The 17265-nt window shown below is 46.3% G+C and carries 15 protein-coding genes; 13 read left to right on the plus strand and 2 right to left on the minus strand.

The window, feature by feature from the left end; all coding sequences use genetic code 11:
• Positions 1 to 35: 35 nt before the first annotated feature.
• The 5 genes from DX130_RS19620 (at position 36) to DX130_RS19640 (ending at position 4897) form a co-directional block, all read left to right on the plus strand.
• Positions 36 to 752: a glycosyltransferase family 2 protein gene (locus DX130_RS19620; protein ID WP_240644598.1), complete on the plus strand. Its 717-nt coding sequence runs from the start codon at positions 36 to 38 to the stop codon at positions 750 to 752.
• A gap of 29 nt (positions 753 to 781) precedes the next feature.
• Entirely contained in the window at positions 782 to 1801 is a 1020-nt protein-coding gene (locus tag DX130_RS19625) for a polysaccharide biosynthesis protein (protein ID WP_116048256.1), read from the plus strand.
• A complete protein-coding gene (locus tag DX130_RS19630; protein ID WP_240644599.1) occupies positions 1789 to 2664 on the plus strand; it encodes an SDR family oxidoreductase in 876 nt (291 codons plus the stop codon). Before DX130_RS19625 ends, DX130_RS19630 begins: the two co-directional genes overlap by 13 nt.
• Positions 2665 to 3900: 1236 nt before the next feature.
• Positions 3901 to 4125, plus strand: a complete 225-nt coding sequence (locus tag DX130_RS19635; RefSeq protein WP_240644600.1) for an RNA polymerase sigma factor — start codon at positions 3901 to 3903, stop codon at positions 4123 to 4125.
• Complete coding sequence (locus DX130_RS19640) at positions 4109 to 4897, plus strand: hypothetical protein (RefSeq protein WP_116048258.1); 789 nt, start codon at positions 4109 to 4111, stop codon at positions 4895 to 4897. Before DX130_RS19635 ends, DX130_RS19640 begins: the two co-directional genes overlap by 17 nt.
• A 76-nt stretch (positions 4898 to 4973) precedes the next feature.
• Here the strand turns inward: DX130_RS19640 and DX130_RS19645 are convergent, their stop codons facing one another.
• A complete protein-coding gene (locus DX130_RS19645; RefSeq protein ID WP_116048260.1) occupies positions 4974 to 7082 on the minus strand; it encodes a TerD family protein in 2109 nt (702 codons plus the stop codon).
• 458 nt (positions 7083 to 7540) lie between these two features.
• Positions 7541 to 8410: an AraC family transcriptional regulator gene (locus tag DX130_RS19650; protein ID WP_165861371.1), complete on the minus strand. Its 870-nt coding sequence runs from the start codon at positions 8408 to 8410 to the stop codon at positions 7541 to 7543.
• Between the two features lie 210 nt (positions 8411 to 8620).
• Here DX130_RS19650 and DX130_RS19655 point away from each other — a divergent pair, with 210 nt between their 5' ends.
• The 8 genes from DX130_RS19655 (at position 8621) to DX130_RS19690 (ending at position 17226) form a co-directional block, all read left to right on the plus strand.
• A complete protein-coding gene (locus DX130_RS19655; RefSeq protein ID WP_240644601.1) occupies positions 8621 to 9805 on the plus strand; it encodes an acyl-CoA dehydrogenase family protein in 1185 nt (394 codons plus the stop codon).
• Between the two features lie 20 nt (positions 9806 to 9825).
• Positions 9826 to 10791, plus strand: coding sequence for a methionine ABC transporter ATP-binding protein (locus DX130_RS19660; RefSeq protein WP_116048263.1), 966 nt, complete (start codon positions 9826 to 9828; stop codon positions 10789 to 10791).
• A gap of 1 nt (position 10792) precedes the next feature.
• Positions 10793 to 11455 (plus strand): methionine ABC transporter permease, encoded by a 663-nt coding sequence (locus DX130_RS19665; protein WP_206098864.1) that lies wholly within the window; start codon positions 10793 to 10795, stop codon positions 11453 to 11455.
• Positions 11456 to 11479: 24 nt separating this feature from the next.
• Positions 11480 to 12319 carry a MetQ/NlpA family ABC transporter substrate-binding protein gene (locus tag DX130_RS19670; protein WP_116048265.1) on the plus strand — a complete coding sequence of 280 codons (840 nt, stop codon included), beginning with the start codon at positions 11480 to 11482 and terminating at the stop codon, positions 12317 to 12319.
• Positions 12320 to 12364: 45 nt separating this feature from the next.
• Complete coding sequence (locus DX130_RS19675) at positions 12365 to 12724, plus strand: hypothetical protein (protein ID WP_116048266.1); 360 nt, start codon at positions 12365 to 12367, stop codon at positions 12722 to 12724.
• Between the two features lie 51 nt (positions 12725 to 12775).
• Positions 12776 to 13765 carry an aldo/keto reductase gene (locus tag DX130_RS19680; RefSeq protein ID WP_116048268.1) on the plus strand — a complete coding sequence of 330 codons (990 nt, stop codon included), beginning with the start codon at positions 12776 to 12778 and terminating at the stop codon, positions 13763 to 13765.
• Complete coding sequence (locus DX130_RS19685) at positions 13762 to 15192, plus strand: Sapep family Mn(2+)-dependent dipeptidase (RefSeq protein ID WP_116048269.1); 1431 nt, start codon at positions 13762 to 13764, stop codon at positions 15190 to 15192. Before DX130_RS19680 ends, DX130_RS19685 begins: the two co-directional genes overlap by 4 nt.
• A 210-nt stretch (positions 15193 to 15402) precedes the next feature.
• A complete protein-coding gene (locus DX130_RS19690; RefSeq protein WP_165861372.1) occupies positions 15403 to 17226 on the plus strand; it encodes an SMI1/KNR4 family protein in 1824 nt (607 codons plus the stop codon).
• Positions 17227 to 17265: the final 39 nt, after the last annotated feature.

Here is a 17265-nt window from a genome sequence, read left to right on the forward strand (position 1 = left end):
TGTCCAACGATCGCTTGAGCTGGAGTCGACTGTTGATGTCAGCTCCTGCAAAGCTGCTTATTTACCATTGCAAAAGGGATCGCGGAACCTTTGAATTACGTCATGCATATAGTGGCGGAGTACATGTAATTTGTGAAGAAATGAGGGTCTCTATGAAATTCAGTTTTATAAGCCCGGTTTACAACAGTGAACAATGGATTAGAACCATGTTAGATAGCATTCCCAAAGAATATGCTGATGAAATTATCGTATGTGATGACGGCTCCAGCGATGGAACCCTAGCCATTCTGCAAGAATATCAAAAAGGTTGTCCTCAGTTAAATATATTACTTAACGAAAAAAATATGGGCGCCAGTTATTCTTATAACCGCTGTATAGAGGCCGCAACCGGCGACTACGTTGGAATCATTGATAGCGATGATATGTATTTGCCTACAATTCGGGATGTGCTGGCACAAGTAGATGGTCAATATGACTTTTATTACTACAACATGCTCACCAAATTGGGCCTTCCTTTTGTGATAACCGAGGATAATCGATATGGCTGGTGTGGGCAGTTCAAAATCATTCGCAGAAGCTTTATTGGCGATGCCAGATTTACCGTTAGAAGCGATATGGCGGGGGATTGCGATTTTAATAGAGCCTTGCTTAATCGAAACCCAAGCCGCAATTACACGGGCATTTTCGCTTATTGGTACAATTACCCGCGGACAAATTCTGAATACGATTTATATCAACGAGGATTGAAATAAGTCTCTTCAAGGGAAGGTGCCGGGCTATCATGTTTACAGATAAAACGTTGCTCATCACAGGCGGTACGGGTTCATTTGGCAATGTGGTATTGGAACGGTTTTTAAATACGGATATTAAGGAAATCCGGATATTCTCCCGAGATGAAAAGAAGCAAGATGACATGCGTACGTTGTATAAAAACAATAAAATCAAGTTTTTCATTGGGGATGTACGGGATATTAGCAGTGTAAATACGGCCATGTTCGATGTGGATTATGTGTTTCACGCTGCTGCCCTTAAGCAAGTTCCATCCTGTGAATTTTTCCCGCTGGAAGCGGTCAAAACCAATGTGCTGGGAACAGACAATGTACTGACTGCAGCGATACAAGCAGGTGTGAAAAAAGTCATCTGTCTGTCTACCGACAAAGCCGCTTATCCCGTAAATGCAATGGGCATTTCAAAAGCGATGATGGAGAAAACATTCATTGCCAAATCCAGAATGGTCTCTCCAGACAAAACCTTAATCTGCGGTACGAGATACGGGAACGTCATGGCCTCTCGCGGCTCTGTCATCCCCTTATTCATCGAACAGATTAAAGCCGGAAAACCAATTACGATAACGGATCCCAAAATGACGCGATTTATTATGAGTCTTGAAGAAGCCGTTGAACTGGTGTTATATGCCTTCCATCATGCATCGAACGGGGACATCATGGTTCAGAAATCTCCGTCTTCTTATATTGGTGATTTAGCGCAAGCATTGAAAGAATTATTTGGCGCGAATAATAATATCGAAGTAATTGGAACACGTCACGGCGAGAAAGTTTACGAGGTGCTGCTAACCAAAGAAGAGGCGGCGAAAGCGGTTGAGCTGGATCATTTCTACCGGGTCCCTTCAGACAATCGTGATTTGAACTATGGGAAATATCTTGAAGACGGGTCACATAAAATTATGTTAACCGATGAATACAACTCGAATAACACCAAGATTCTTTCTGTCCCTGAAATCAAAGAAAAGCTGTTACAACTGGCGTTCGTTCAAGAAGAGCTTCGCGCATGGAAGGGTTGAACAAGATGAAATTTTTGGTTCTTGGCGCAACGGGCATGGCAGGTCACACCATCTCCTTATATTTGCATGAGAGAGGACATGAAGTTACTACCCACTCCAGAACGACATTCCCCTATGGCTATAATCAAAATGGCGACCTCTCCGATCCATCCGTGCTGAAATCTATACTGTCTGAACACTATGATGTCATTATTAATTGTATCGGTGTCTTAAACGACGCATGCGATCGTGATCCATTACGGGCCGTCTATCTCAATACTTATTTGCCTCATTTAATTGTTGATTTGCTGAAAAATAGACAAACCAGACTTTTTCATATGAGTACGGATTGCGTTTTTTCGGGTAAAGCGGCACCCTATAGTGAACAAAGCTTACGTGATGGTGAAACTTTTTATGATCGAACAAAGGCTTTAGGAGAAATAGATAACCATCTTCATTTAACCTTTCGAAATTCAATTATAGGTCCAGACATGAAAAGGGACGGGATTGGTTTGTTCAATTGGTTCATGAAGCAATCCGGGACTATACACGGGTACACCCGTGCTATCTGGACAGGGGTTACTACATTAACTTTGGCTAAAGCTATGGAACGCGCAGCGACAGAACCTATAACAGGAATCTATAATCTAGTAAACAATGCGAGTATCTGTAAGCTGGATTTATTGCATCTTTTCAATCAGCATTTTAAGTCGAATGATTTAAACATTTTACCTTCGGACGCTGTGAATCTGGATAAAACATTACGAAATAACCGTGATGATTTTTCGTTCCAAGTACCAAGCTACGAACAAATGATTATCGAAATGAAAGAATGGATCGACTCACACCCTCATTTATATCCCCATTATTCCGATAAACATTAAATTAGCCTCTCGAAGCAATTTTAAACCCTATTTATTGTAAAATAGTTGACAATTTCATCTTCATTTAATAAAATTTACATTGTAACCATAATATACAATACTTGTTCGAAACGCTTCTTCACTTCTCTTACAAGTGAATTTCCTGGGTAAAGGAGGTGAATCGAAATGGCATGCACTGGCTGTATTAGAGAGTTCTCTTCCTGTACCGCTCAAGAATGTACAAATGGAAAAAGACTTCAGTACTTGGTATGCGCGCAAAGTGGCAGCACTTGTGTAACCCCTGAAGGCTGCATTTGTTAATCTCCTAGTCTCTTAACCTCATGTTCTTAAGTATGCGGGCTGCTTATGCCCCATCTTTGAAAACGCATACTCTAGCCCGCATATCAGCACTATACATACCGTAAACCACTTCCTCCTCCTATGCTTATACACGCAGACCTGAAATCTCATGACTCGTATCTATTACGACTACCTCATTATGAATATACTTAAAACGGATAAATTTATAAACTATTCTATTTACACACTTTTAATTAAATTAATAATTAATAATTGTAAAATAGATGATCATTTCCTCTCTATTAAATAAAATTCTCATTTTACCCACAGCATACAATATTTATTCAAGGAATCCCTCGCATCTGTAATAAATATATTTTTGAAATGAAGGAGGTGAATCGAAAAGACATGCTCCAACTGCATTAGTGAGTTCTCTAGCTGTTCTTCTCAAGTATGTACGAATGGAAAAAAATTCAGTACTTAATTTGTGCACAAGACGAAAGCATGTGTACAACCCCCGAGGGCTGCTTTTGTTAACAATTAGCCGTTTAGCATAGCATAATCAAATAGGCGAACTACAAATGCCCTTTCCTTGAAAGTGCATTTGTAGTTCGCCTATCCGTATTTTATAGACAAATACCGATTAATCATCCCTGTAGATACATAGCTATCGTATTGAAGCTCGCCTTGATCTTAGCTTTTTTGAAGAATGTCAAAGCAAATCGTGCTTTCAAATACTGTACATTAACTTGGACGTTCAGATTCTTATCATTCGATAAATTCAAGCAAATTTATCTGAGCGAACGTTGGATATCAATGAACCACGGGTCCCCCTATCTTGTCTATTCTGTAGGAGGTGAGCGATGTTGGACTACCAACATTTGAAATACGTTATTGATATGGATGCCCAAACGCTGGAATCTCTCATGCAAGACTACGGGCAAGAGGTATGGAACTATGCCTTCCTCATCTGTCGCAGTCGCAGTATGGCGCCAAGTATTCAGCCTGCCCGCAAAGCATCGTGAGGTGCTGCTGCTTCACGCGAGACATCAATTACCGTTGAGCGAGATCGCCTCGCTGCTCGACATTCCGGAGGGAACCGTGAAGTCAAGAGTGTATATGGCTCGCCAGAAACTATCCAAACTGCTGAAGGAGGATGACGCGCATGAACAATTGGTATGATGACTTAAAATCGGATCAGCCGCTCCGATCCCGCACATTCACAGATAAGATGGCTGCAGATGTACATAGTCGGGCCCTTGGCAAGTCGACAAAGCAAGCTTTATCTTGGTCAAGGCGGCGAATACTTGGAGCGGTTATGATGGTCGCGGCACTCTGCTTCATCGTCTTCTTCACGAATATGCCGGAGAAGGAACTCCCAGCGGACCTGACTTCCCATGCCGGAATAGTAAGCTATGGGCTCGACTGGGAAATTCGTGATTTGCTCATTAACTTCCGAAGCAAGACCGGCTGGAAGAAGCAAATTTTACTCGAGAAGCCGCTTCCTGACAACCAGGTTATCATCTACTCGGTCATGCCCAAGGAATCAGGCCTCAAGGGCAACGTCTACATCGATATATTGCAATGGAAGGACTATGGCGGGAGCAAGGCGGTAGGGACAGGTCTCGACGGCTGGTCGCATCTGTTCAGCGTGGACGATCTGCGTACAGATATAGCGATTATGAATGACGTATATATGGGACCTATAACAACAATCGGCAATATGTACTTGTTTACTGGAAAAGTATCATACGATATGGAAGGCATTCGTCTCCTTGATGATTCCGGCAACCATTGGGATGCGGAAATGATTATTCAAAGCGACGTGACCGATAAATACTGGTTTGCAATCATGCCCGCAACCGCCAATCTGGAGGATTATAAGGTGGCGGCGCTTGATAAGAAAGGCAAAGTCATAGCGACCAATAAGTATTGGCTTCCCGGCGCAGAGTAAGACATGCCTCTGCCCGGAGCTCTCCTTATGGAACGAAGCCCCTTCTGTCCACTCTGGCAGCAGGGGCTATCTATTATTAGGCAAGGTATTCCGCCATAATCTCCTCAACAGCGAACGGCGTAACACCTTGATCCATCGAAAATACCGCATCTGCCTCGTTTGCAGACCCGACAAGTTCTCCTCTTGCTATCGCATGGAGCATAAACAAGTCGTGCAGATTAGGCCTCCGCAGCGAACACATCGCTTTCCCCATAGCCACAATCCCCCGCTGATTCCCCTCTACATTGTTGTAGTAGTTCGGGTGTCTGGACAGAGACAAATCCGCCCATACAACCGTACGCGACAAGAGATCCAGAATGACGGGAATCGCAATCTTCGTAGCTGCGGTCACATCAATCTTGTCTTCTACCGTCGAAGGCTCGAATATTTCACCCGAATCAGGCTTCTTGCGCATCATCCAGCCCACGAAGCATTCCGGCAAGTCGTAATACGGCTGATCGGTAAAAGACTGAAGCGTGGCGATAACATAACGGCCACCCTGTTCAACGATCGAAGGAATATGAAGATCGATGAACTCACATGCGCCGTGCGGCGCCGATACAATATCACCGCTATGCACAACGCGCATGCTTGCGGATCTCAGATTCGTATACGAGATATGCTCCATATATCCCCAATGCTTATCGTACACCACGGCGGACAAATCGATATCGACACGACCTGTAGGCTTACCATTCACATCACCTTCTTTCCACCAGCTAAAGAAACGAATTGTATCTCCCTCCGGTATTGCCAGACGGCTTCCCCGAACGATCGTGCGCAGTGCCTTGCTTGCCGACCGCTGAGAGAATGGAACCAGACAATTGGCCAACCGACGATCAATATACGTTTTTCCAAGCGGCTGAAGAGACGAGAAGCGCTCAACAAGCGCCTGGTTACAGATTTGCACAATTCCCTCGCACAACGCATGATCCAACCCTGGAAGCTGATGAGGAATCGCAACCGCCTTGGCAACATTCCCTTTAGGAAAAAAGGTTCGCAGCTCAATACGCTCATGACGATGAGTAAAATGCGTCTTTACCTGCAGCAGGACAGGCGTAGCTATTTGATTCGCAATCTCGTTAAAAGCCGCCACAACAAGTTCCCGATCGCCATCGCCAATTCTCAGCAAATGGTCCAACCTTCTCGCGAACTCGCCGGGACGCTGCATCAAGAGATCGATCGATGTCCATACATCCCGATATTGCAGAGCCAGCTCGACGCTTCCGCGGAAAGTCGTAAAGGGTTTATTATTGCGCAGAATATCAAAGGCTTCCTGGCAGCGCACATAGCGGTTCTTATATTCGGAAGGATGCAAAATTTCGCCGAGACGAATCCATCGCTGCTTGTATCTCAGCATATCCTCCGTTATGGGATAACATTGCTCCAACAGCTGAAGCAGCAGCCGTCTCTCGGAGCGCTTGAATTTGCGAAAGCGTACAGGTTTCTCAAGACTGGTATCACCTTCCGACCAAGCGACAGCCAGACGAAGGACATCTGTTGCATTTTTTACATAGCGTCCAATTAACTCCATGTCGGCTTTGCCATGCTTTAGCAATGCACCAGCGACAAATCCCACATTCTCCTTAAACGGGATTTTCTCAGGTAAAATTTCACATAGCTTATGACTATCCGCGGATTCGATTACCGCTTCCATATCTGCTTTGTCCGTCTCGGAGATGGATGTATTCGCCTGAATCAATCTAGATATCAGGACATAGAATTCTGCTTCGCTCCCCAAGTCAATCACGTTCAGCTTAGCGTTATCTGACAAAAGCGGTCTTTTGGACGTCTTGGATTTGGGAACGTTTAGTGTGTAATAGTGATAGATCGCATTCAAATACAACTCTGCATCATGTCCCTGCATGACTTGATTCGGAAAGTCAGGATACATCGGTTTATACGTTACATGGGCGCCTGTCAACACTTTCAGATCAGCCACCAACCGGACATAAAGCTCCTCGAACTGCTTGACGGACAAGGTGCATACAGCCTGCATCAATGAAGACGAGAACGTATAGCCCAGTTTTTCAATATTTTTCAGCGCTGTCGCCAAGTAGGTATGGGGCAGCAGGTCACGGGGATAATCCCCCCGATTCACAATCAACTTGTTTGCTCTTCGCAAATAAATGGTATGGATGTTCATAAGGACTACCAGGAAAGCTATACCCCTAATCGTTGGAAGTTGGTTTAGAAGGAAGGAATATAATAGCCTGGATGCCTCCTCTCATAAGAACTTCTTCAGGAAAGCTGCGCCCCTAGTTCACCTTTAATTGAATAATAGAAGGAAGGATCCGCAATAGCCTAAAGGTCAAAGCCGGCAGACGGAGCTGCTCGCCTTGATGTCTCCATCTTCACATAACAGGGACGCTCCGAACAGGGTGGAAGTATTACGAAGTGTTGAATCCTTCCTTAAAACTGCAACTCTCCAAAAGAAATTTTCCTGCGACTATGCTCAAGCAAGAACATATATGGAAGAAGATACTCCATTGTAGAATTAAGCCCCTTCTGCTACGCGGAAGGGGCTTTTCCTATTGGAGAGGAAGGCAGACGCAGAACGAATGCTCCACATGTTCATGTAGTATGCCGTTATACTTTGCGCTCTCAGAAGGCTTGCTTAACAGAGCTGCGATATTCATTAGGCGATACGCCTGCGCCTTTTTTGAATGCCTTGGAGAAAGAAAACATATCGACATAACCGATTGAATGAGCGATGGCAGAAAGGTTGAGCTCTGTCGTCTTCAGCAATCTTTTGGCCGCCGATATTCGAATTTCTTGCAAATACTTTAGCGGTGTAACATGGTAAGACTGCTTGAATTTTCTTGAGAAGTAGGAGCGCTCAATACCTACATAATGGGCAACGGTCTCAATATTGATATCCTCCGAGTAGTGCAGCTCCATATGCTCCTTGGCACGCTCAAGCCATTCATCCGAGCAGACCTCTTCACGATCCTTATCTGATGTTTTTGCAGAAATCGCTTTGAATACCTCATGAAATGCAATGAGGCGAGTCAGATCCTGGTCCCGTTCGCATTCATTCTCAGCCAAAACCATCAATGTATGAAGAAAGCTTAGTGCATTCTGGTTGGCAGCGTTGAAATGGTAGGGCGTGCAATGCTTGATGCCAATACGCTCAAGCAACAAACCGGAATGCGGTCCTTCAAACGCAAGACTTAAATAGTGCATAGGCTGAGTGTCGCTGCTGAAATATTCATGAGACACCTGTGGGAAGCAGCAGAAAATATCGTTTCGATGCAGATGGTATTTTTTGCTTTTTTGGATAAATGTGCCTTCTCCATTTAGAATAAAAATTAAGTTGTAATAAGGTAAGACACGAGGACCCGTATGATAGTGACGTGTAGTCTCATAAACCCCGATTCGCACCGGCCAAGCCGCACTCGACTTTTCAAATTCAGTGGGAACAAACAAATATTTCCTTGAATGATCTACGTTTATTGAACTATTCTCCTTCAACAAAGCGCTCCCTCCTAACATGGAAACAAAGTGATCGATGAGTAGTGAAGCTTGAGAGTATTATAATATGTTTAAAATTAAATACAACTAAAATGATTGGAATAGTCATAATTGGATAAGTCGAGAAATCACGTTTGGACATTCAGTTCATGATTTTGAACTGCTATATTTTTAAAACAACAAACTAACATGTTGTGGAGAGAGGTGGGAATGTGCGACATGCCTTCTGCACAGAACAAATTTGTAACTACGCAGCATAAGTGGCTGACTCGATTGGACGAGGCTTTGGAACGAAATGCTGCCGAGACCATAAAAGCAGATGAAACAAATGGCTTTAACTACAGCCTCATAGCTGATTTGAAGGCGATTGGATATCCGCAATTAGCTGTACCGCATGATCTGGGGGGAGAAGGTCTCTCCTTAACGGATTTGCTGCTGTACCAGGAACGTATCGCCATGACGGATGCGCCTGTTGCGCTTGCGATTGGCTGGCATATGAATACGGTGCTGCAATTAAGCAAGACACGTCATTGGAAGGAAGATGATTTTACTGATTTGTGCAAGCCCGTCCTTGAACGCAGCGCGCTGATAAACCGGGCGGATTCAGAAGCCGCAACCGGAAGCCCCTCACGAGGCGGAAGGCCACAGACAACAGCAAGAAAGTCGGAGGATGGCTATCGTGTGACAGGAAGAAAGTCATTCACTTCTTTAGCTCCCGTCCTGGATTACTTTATTGTATCGGTGTTCGATCAAGAGGAGGATTGCATCTCGGATTTCTTGATTCCGCGCGAGACAGAAGGATTATCGATTGAGCCCACCTGGAATATGGTCGGGATGAGGGGGACGGGGAGTCACGACTTGGTTCTGCAAGATGCATATGTTCCCGCTTCCGCCAAGGTACATGCACGAAACCGCCCGGCGCAGGCGAAAGCCAGTCAGAGCAATCCGCATAATCTGTGTATTCCCGCTGTCTATTTGGGAATTGCTCTTGCTGCAAGAACGGAAGCGATACGTTTTGCCAACAGCTATCAGCCGAACAGTCTGACTCATCCGATTGCTCAACTGCCCCATGTTCAACAATCCATCGGGAGAATCGAGCTTGAGCTGTCGTCCGCCAGACATTTTATGTACTCCGTTGCCGGAAAGTATGATCAGCAGCAGGGGGCAACCGACGAGGATTTCATAGCGGTGAAGGTGTATGCGATTCAGACCGCCCTATCCGTCGTGGATAAAGCTATGCGAATTGTAGGCGCGCAAAGCCTTGCGATGACTCATCCTCTTCAGCGCATGTATCGTGATGTACGATTTGGGCTGCATAATCCTCCCATGGAGGATTTGGCGATTAGTCAGCTGGCGAAGCACGCTATTGAAGAGATTCAAGGGAAGTACAAATAAGTGAAAGTAAGGTAAACGATATGATCGAGATCAAAAACCTTAATAAGACATTTGATGAGAAGCAAGTTCTTCAAGGAATCGATCTAGTCATTGAAAAGGGCGACATCTATGGCCTCGTTGGCGTCAGTGGCGCAGGAAAATCCACACTTCTGCGCTGCATTAACGGATTGGAGCTTTTCGACTCCGGCACCTTAATGGTGGATAACGTGCATGTGAACCGCCTGACCAATAAGGAGCTTCGTTACTTCCGAAGCGGCATTGGCATGATTTTTCAGCAGTTTAGCTTGCTGGAGCGCAAAACCGTCTATGAGAACATTTTGTTCCCTCTCAAATGCTTTAAATCAAAAATGAACAATGTGGATCAGAAAATACGTGAAGTGCTAGAGCTTGTGGAGCTTACAGATAAGATCCATATGCTGCCGAGGCAACTGAGCGGCGGACAGAAGCAGAGAGTAGCTATTGCGCGTGCGCTTATCATGAATCCCAAAATTTTATTATGTGATGAAGCAACCTCGGCCCTCGATCCCAACATTACGCAGTCGATTCTGGAACTGTTAAAACGGATCAATCGAGAGCTAGGCATTACAATCGTCGTCGTCACGCATCAGATGTCTGTAGTAAAGGAAATTTGCAACAAAATGGGGGTACTAAGCTCAGGCAAGCTGAAGGCTGCCGGCCCTGTCCAAGACATTTTTCTGAATACGCCTGAACTATTGGATGATTTCATGGGGGAGGAGAACTATCGTGACGGTCAATCTGATCAGAAGAAAACAAAGCTTGAAATTATTCTGCGCAGCGGCGAAAACGATCAGATTCTCTCCAAGCTGGCCATTGAGACAGGCGTCCAATTCGAACTGGTATGGGGCGGATTGAACAAGTATAGCGATTCCATTGCCGGGGCTTTAATGATTCGTGTCCGCGATGAGGAGTATGCCCTGGTCGAGGCCTATCTGAACCAGCATCGTGTGGAATGGAGGAAGGTATAGCATGTATCAATACGATTTGGAGACGATGCTGTCCAAAATTATATTGCCCGGTCTGCGTGATTCTTTCCTCATGCTGGGCGGCTCGATTCTAACCTGCTCGATCTGCGGCTTTCTATTGGCGATTATTTTGATTACGACCGATTCCAGGGGGCTTCGCCCCAATCGCGTTGTCTACGAGACGATCAGCGCCGTCATTAATGTACTGCGCTCCGTTCCTTTCATCATCGTCATTATTGTCATTATTCCGATCACCCGTTGGGTATGCGGTACTTCCATCGGGGTGGGGCCGGCTATTTTCTCCATTACGGTTGCGGGCTCTCCGCTAATTGCAAGATTACTGGAGGGCTGCTTCAAGGAAATCGATGCTCGTCTGATTGAAGCCGCCAAATCGTTCGGAGCGTCAGATTGGCAAATAACGTGGCATGTCATCGTGAATGAATCAATTCCGTCCATTGTATCGAGCATGACACTAGGGATTGTGTCGCTTCTGGGCTACACGGCCATAGCCGGAACTGTGGGAGCAGGCGGCCTCGGAGCCGTAGCCTTGACCTATGGCTATCAAAATTTTGACGATACGATCATGTACAGCACCGTCTTCATTCTTATTATCATTGTTCAACTCATTCAGCTGTCCGGCAATTCCCTTTACAGAAAACTGAAATAACCAGAAGAGAAAGGACCACACCACATGAACAAAAAACTAGCATCCCTGTTACTGGTATCTCTATTACTTATGAGCGTATTACTAGCTGCTTGCTCGTCGGACAAGAAGTCAGACCCTGCCGCCAAAGGAGGCAAAAAAATAGTTGTCGGGGTACTGGCCCGCGAGCAGCCTGATTTGGAATATGTAGCGGAAAAGCTGAAGCCAGAGGGCTTCGAGATTGAAGCCCGCGTCTTTAACGACAATATCGCTATCAATACAGCAACAGAGGATGGCAGCATCGACGCCAACTTCTTTCAGAATGAGCGTTATTTAAACAGTTTTAATAGCAGTAAAAATACTCATCTAATTACGTATGGTCCATCTATTTTCACCACACCCGTGTTATTGGTTTCGAAAAAGTACGGATCTGTCGCAGAGCTGCCTAAGGGAGCCAAGGTTGGCATTGCCAATGATTCGGCTAACCGTGCGAGAGAGCTGCAGCTGTTGGCAGATAACGGCGTGATTAAGCTGAAGGAGGGAGTAGCTCTTCCTACCTTGCTGGATATCACAGAAAACCCTCAACAGCTTGATTTCGTGGAGACAGATCCTCGCAATCGAGTGGGTATTTTCCCTGATCTGGATGCCATGACTGCGCCGTCTATTACGGTGTATCAGATGAAAGATCCGGCAGTAACGGTGGATAAGGCTCTGCTGGCGGAGACACCAGAGGTTTACAAAACGTATGGCGGTACATTGTTTGTCGTCCATGAAGACAAAAAAGACCTGGAGTGGCTCGACAAAGCCATTGAAATTATGACGTCCAACGAGTATTCGGAATGGCTGTTAAAAACGTACAGCGGCGTTAAAAAACCGTTGGCAGAGTAAACTTTCAGAACTATTTTCATAAAAATTCGAGGAGGAATTACGAATATGGCAACCGTAATCGGAATTTCAAATACAACATTAGCTGGCGAACAGCTGGAAAGCTTCATTGATCTTATTGGTACCGCAGTAACAACAGGGCTGAGACTCCCGCCTGAACTAAGAAGCGTATCCCTATTCCAACTTCCAAAAGAGAGCAGCACGAAAAAAAGCGGGGAAGAAATTACGTTTTTCGTCTATACGGCTCCGAACAAGCCTGTAGATGCCAAACGTGATCTTGTGAAAAACATACAGACAACGGCGGATCAATTCTTCCAAGCATCTGGCGGTGTTAAAACCATTGTCATTATAAAAGAGCATGCCGATGAAAACGTAGGCGTAGCTGGCGTCCTGAGACTGGATCACTAATCTGTATACGAGTTGACATCAAACAATTGCAGCATAAGGAGGCTCTCTCAAATGGAGCTTATGGAAATCGGACGTTCCGGCATACAAGCGTCGGTCATTACCTTCGGAGCAATGGGTATTGGAGGCGGCTTCCGCTATCCCGATACAGATGATCAGGAATCTATTCGCACCATTCATGCCGCGCTGGATGCAGGGATCAATATAATAGATACCGCACCCGTGTACGGCTTCGGGCATAGCGAAGAAATAATCGGACAGGCTTTGAAGGGCAGACGTGACAGCGTCGTTCTATCAACCAAATGCGGACTATGGTGGGGCGATGAAGAGGGTACCTATCGCTTCACTTGGGATGGCCATAAGGTGAAGAGAAACCTTAGCAGTCGAACGATTAGAATCGAGGTTGAAGAGAGCCTGCGACGCCTCAATACGGATTATATCGATATCTACTACACGCATAATCCCGCTATGCCGCCTTTCAATACGCCTATTGAGGAGACGATTGGCACCTTAATGGATTTGAAGAAGGAAGGCAAAATTTTAACGATAGGGGCCTCCAACTGCGATCCTCATCATATTAAAAGCTATCTGGAGCTTGGCGAGGTATCCATTGTACAGCGGCGCTATAATATGCTGGTTCAGGATGTTGAGGATGAGATTCTGCCTCTTTGCCAGGACAACGGCATCAGCTTCCATGCCTATTCTCCCCTTGCCAATGGACTCCTGACAGGAAAGTTTGGCCGCGATTATCAGGTGCCAAAGGGAGAGTCCAAAGACGGTGATCCTTGGTGGGAACCGCCGCTCTACCATTCCGCATTGGATTTTGTAGAGAGTCTGCAATCCATATGTCAGGCGTACAACTGCAGCCGTTCCGCTCTTGCCATCGCTTACTTGCGAGCCAAGGGAGAGAACATTAATGTCATCTGCGGCATTCGCACCGAGAAGCATCTCCAGGAAAATGTTCATGGCGCACAGCTGAAGCTCTCCCAGGATGTTGTAGCGGAGATAGATCGACTTCGAGCGCAAAGGATTGTCCAGTCATGACAGGACGCAGCGTTCAAGTCTCTGATGAGAAGATAGAGGCATGGATTGCATCCAAGCAGCCAGAGATGATTGAAGCCATCAAGCAACTGGTGCGAGTACGCAGCGTGTACGAAGGCTTCGATCCTGGAGCGGAGCATCCGTTTGGCAGCGGCTGCGCAAAAGCCGTAGATGAAGCTCAGGACATTATCATTAGGGCTGGACTGCAAGCGGTCAATCATGACTACTATGGTATTTCGGCTATTTATCCCGGCGCTAGCGAACAGAAGATCAGCTTTTTCTCCCATCTGGACGTTGTGCCAGAAGGAGAGGGCTGGTCATTCGATCCCTATGAGCCGTTCGAGCGGGATGGCTATCTGTACGGCCGTGGAGCCAGAGACAACAAAGCTGCGGCCGTTGGCGTGATCTATACACTGCAATTTTTCAAAGAACATCAAATCCCGCTCAAGCATACAATCGCCGCTTTTCTAGGCTGCAACGAGGAAGCCGGGATGCAGGATGTCCCTTATTACTTGCAGCAAGAAACCCCCGCCTTCTCCCTTGTTTCGGATGCCTACTTTCCGGTAGGCAACGGGGAGAAGGGCATATTGACAGCAGACTTTACTGCCGATATCACAGGCAGCAACTTGCTGGACTTCTATGGCGGCGAATTGTCCAACGTAATACCCAGTACGGCCAGAGCGACCTTAAGCGGCTTTACAGCTGAGCAGGTTCAAGCGGTGCTGGACGAGTCATTCATAGTTTCTTCTCATCCTCAAGGGGTAGTCATTGAAGCGGACGGCTTGGGCGGACATGCCGCATTCCCCGAAGGAACGATAAATCCGATTCAGAAGCTGGCGGAGGCATTGCTCCGTCACGATCTGGTCACTGGAAGCGCCGCGCGCGCTGTTGCCTTTATTGCCTCAGCCTTTGCCGACTATTATGGTCAGGGCCTGTCTATTGCATACGAGGACAAGGTGTCGGGCAAGACCACGCATGCAACTGGAATGGTCAGACTATCTAATGAAAGACTGATCGTGAATACGAATATCCGCTACGCAATTACGGCGAAATCGGATGAAATCGTAGAGAAATTGCGAGCCAAAGGTGCAGCATACGGATATGTATTGGGACATGTAGACGACAACCCACCCTATTATGTGTCCGAGGATGAACCTATTGTGCAGCAGTTGGCGGAATTAGCAAATGCCGTGCTGCAAACCGACCAGAAACCTTATGTGATGGGAGGAGCTACACATGCACGCAAGCTGCCTCGTGCGGTAGCGTTTGGCCCTAGCCGCTCTGATCAAAGCAAGCCCTTTCCGCCTGGCAGAGGAGGGCCACATCAGCCGGATGAGGCTGTAAAGCTGCAAAATATTTGGGATGCTATAAAAGTATATATTCACGCGCTGCTGCTTCTGGACGAACTTGTGGAAGAAACAGTGGAGTAACGGAATACACCATCTGTAAGAGACGGAGCGAAACCTAGCTTCGTCTTTTTGATCGTTCAACATGTTCAACGTGGGTCCGCGTTTCATGTAGCTGTGAAAAGACTTAACTTTTCCGTTTCTTTATCCTTATAATGGTATCAGGTAAATGAACTTCCTTCGCTTACCCCCTGAATCGTACATAATCTCACAATGGGAGGAGAGGTTCTAAAAATGAGTGCTTATGATGTACATATCGGCAAGCTAATCAGTGGTAGAAGGAGCTTGGAGGGCAGCGGTAGTTATCTTCTCTGCACCACTGATAAGACAATCGTTGAGATAAATTCGGTTCAACCTGTAGAAGGTATCGTGGTGCGCGCCCAAGATTGGGAGGATGCTCTGTATGAGTTTTGCCTATCTGCTATAGACGAGTATATAGCAGAAGGAAACAACAAAGAGGTGTACACCTTCTCCATCTATACGGATACCTATCACGGAAGCTATATTATCTATATCAACAATCAGGAGAGCTTGAACCATAGTGTGGAGGAAGCCTTCGCCCACGATCGCCAGAAGGATCTGGAAAGCGGCAATAAACGCCATCATACAACCCGCGAGGAGCTCTATGAGCAATTCAAATACGGAGAAGGTGATTACCCCTTCATGTATGATAATACCGGGGAGCGTTTGGAGAAGTGGCTAAGCATATACTCCTGCATCACTTCGGAGGACCATCATTATCTGGATATCGAGCAAAACTATATAGTGGAGAAAGAGCTCGTCGACTCTCAATTATTCCTGATTGCTATTCAAGTCATTCATCGCTTGCAAGCTGACTTCCAGCAGTTGGATCGAACTGATGATTTTATCGCCTATGTCTCTGCCGCGGACGGCGTAGGCGGCGATTATCTGACAACCAGTCAATTGGTTCGGAGATGCGTCAGCGAGGAGCAGCTATACAAAGTGATGCCAGACGTCGAAGAGAGGGATCGAGCTTTCCGGGAAGCCGTAAAAACTGTGCAACAGCAACATCTCTCTGAGCAGGTTCGACATTGGGTGACGGTGATCGAGAAGGGAGAATTCGGCGAGGGCAGTCCGTACAGCTTTTGGAAAACCGATTATGAGGCGTATGAACAGTTGATTGAACTCGGCGTGGCAGCTCTGCCATGCATACAGGAGCATTTGAACGGCGAGCTTGATCAGGATACAAGACTCATTCTGGAGACAGTGCTGTATGATCTGAGCGAGCGGTTCGTTCAAGAGGATACCCTGACTTTGAAACAAACCTTCGGAGAAGTGGATATCGCTATAAAGGAGATGCGGGCCGTGCTTGCGGAACTGCGGAAGCAAGACCCTGACGATTACACCCCATACCCCTCGAACCTGCTAAGTGATGCCGAGGAGGAGATCCTGCGTGCCGTTACAGACAAGTGGCGTCTGCCAGACCAATATATCTATTTTCTAAATCATTATGTGCCGGAATTTGTGACTTGGAGCACCGGCGACTATATGAACTTGGAGATTTTCGGCGCTAAAGACCTTGAGCAAGGGCAATGGGGATATAGTCAGAACCCTGACACGAAAGAAGTTTTGGACGAATGGCCAAGCAGCTATCTGGTTATTGCCAGCGATGAAGGCGACCCCTACTGCATAGATCTGTCCAGAGGAGACATGGTCATCTATTCGGCGGAGCATGGCACCGGAACTTGGGATTTTGACGTCGCGTACGACAGTCTTGCCGAGTTTCTCCGCAGTGTCTTGCTGCCTTCTCGCAGCGATTTAGAGTGGGATACAAGCGATTCCACTTCATACACCTACTACAACCTATTCATTACGGGTGAGGGCAGCCAAAAAGTAAAAACGCTAGCGTTCATCAAAAAGAAGTTCGCCTGCGATTATGCGCAAGCAAGAGCGTATATGGAGTCACTGCCGTTACTCGTCTATAAGGGAATTGATCTGGGGGCCGAGAAGATAGAGACTCAACTGAAGGAAATCGGCGCCGATTATGAGAAGCGTCAGATTAGCTTGGCGGAGTTCATTGTAGACGATCCCTCCTGACACTCTTATTACACGAGCAGAATCGATGACTATCATTCA

It is taken from the genome of Paenibacillus paeoniae (genome assembly GCF_003388735.1).
In the GTDB taxonomy this organism is placed as follows: Bacteria; Bacillota; Bacilli; order Paenibacillales; family Paenibacillaceae; genus Pristimantibacillus; species Pristimantibacillus paeoniae.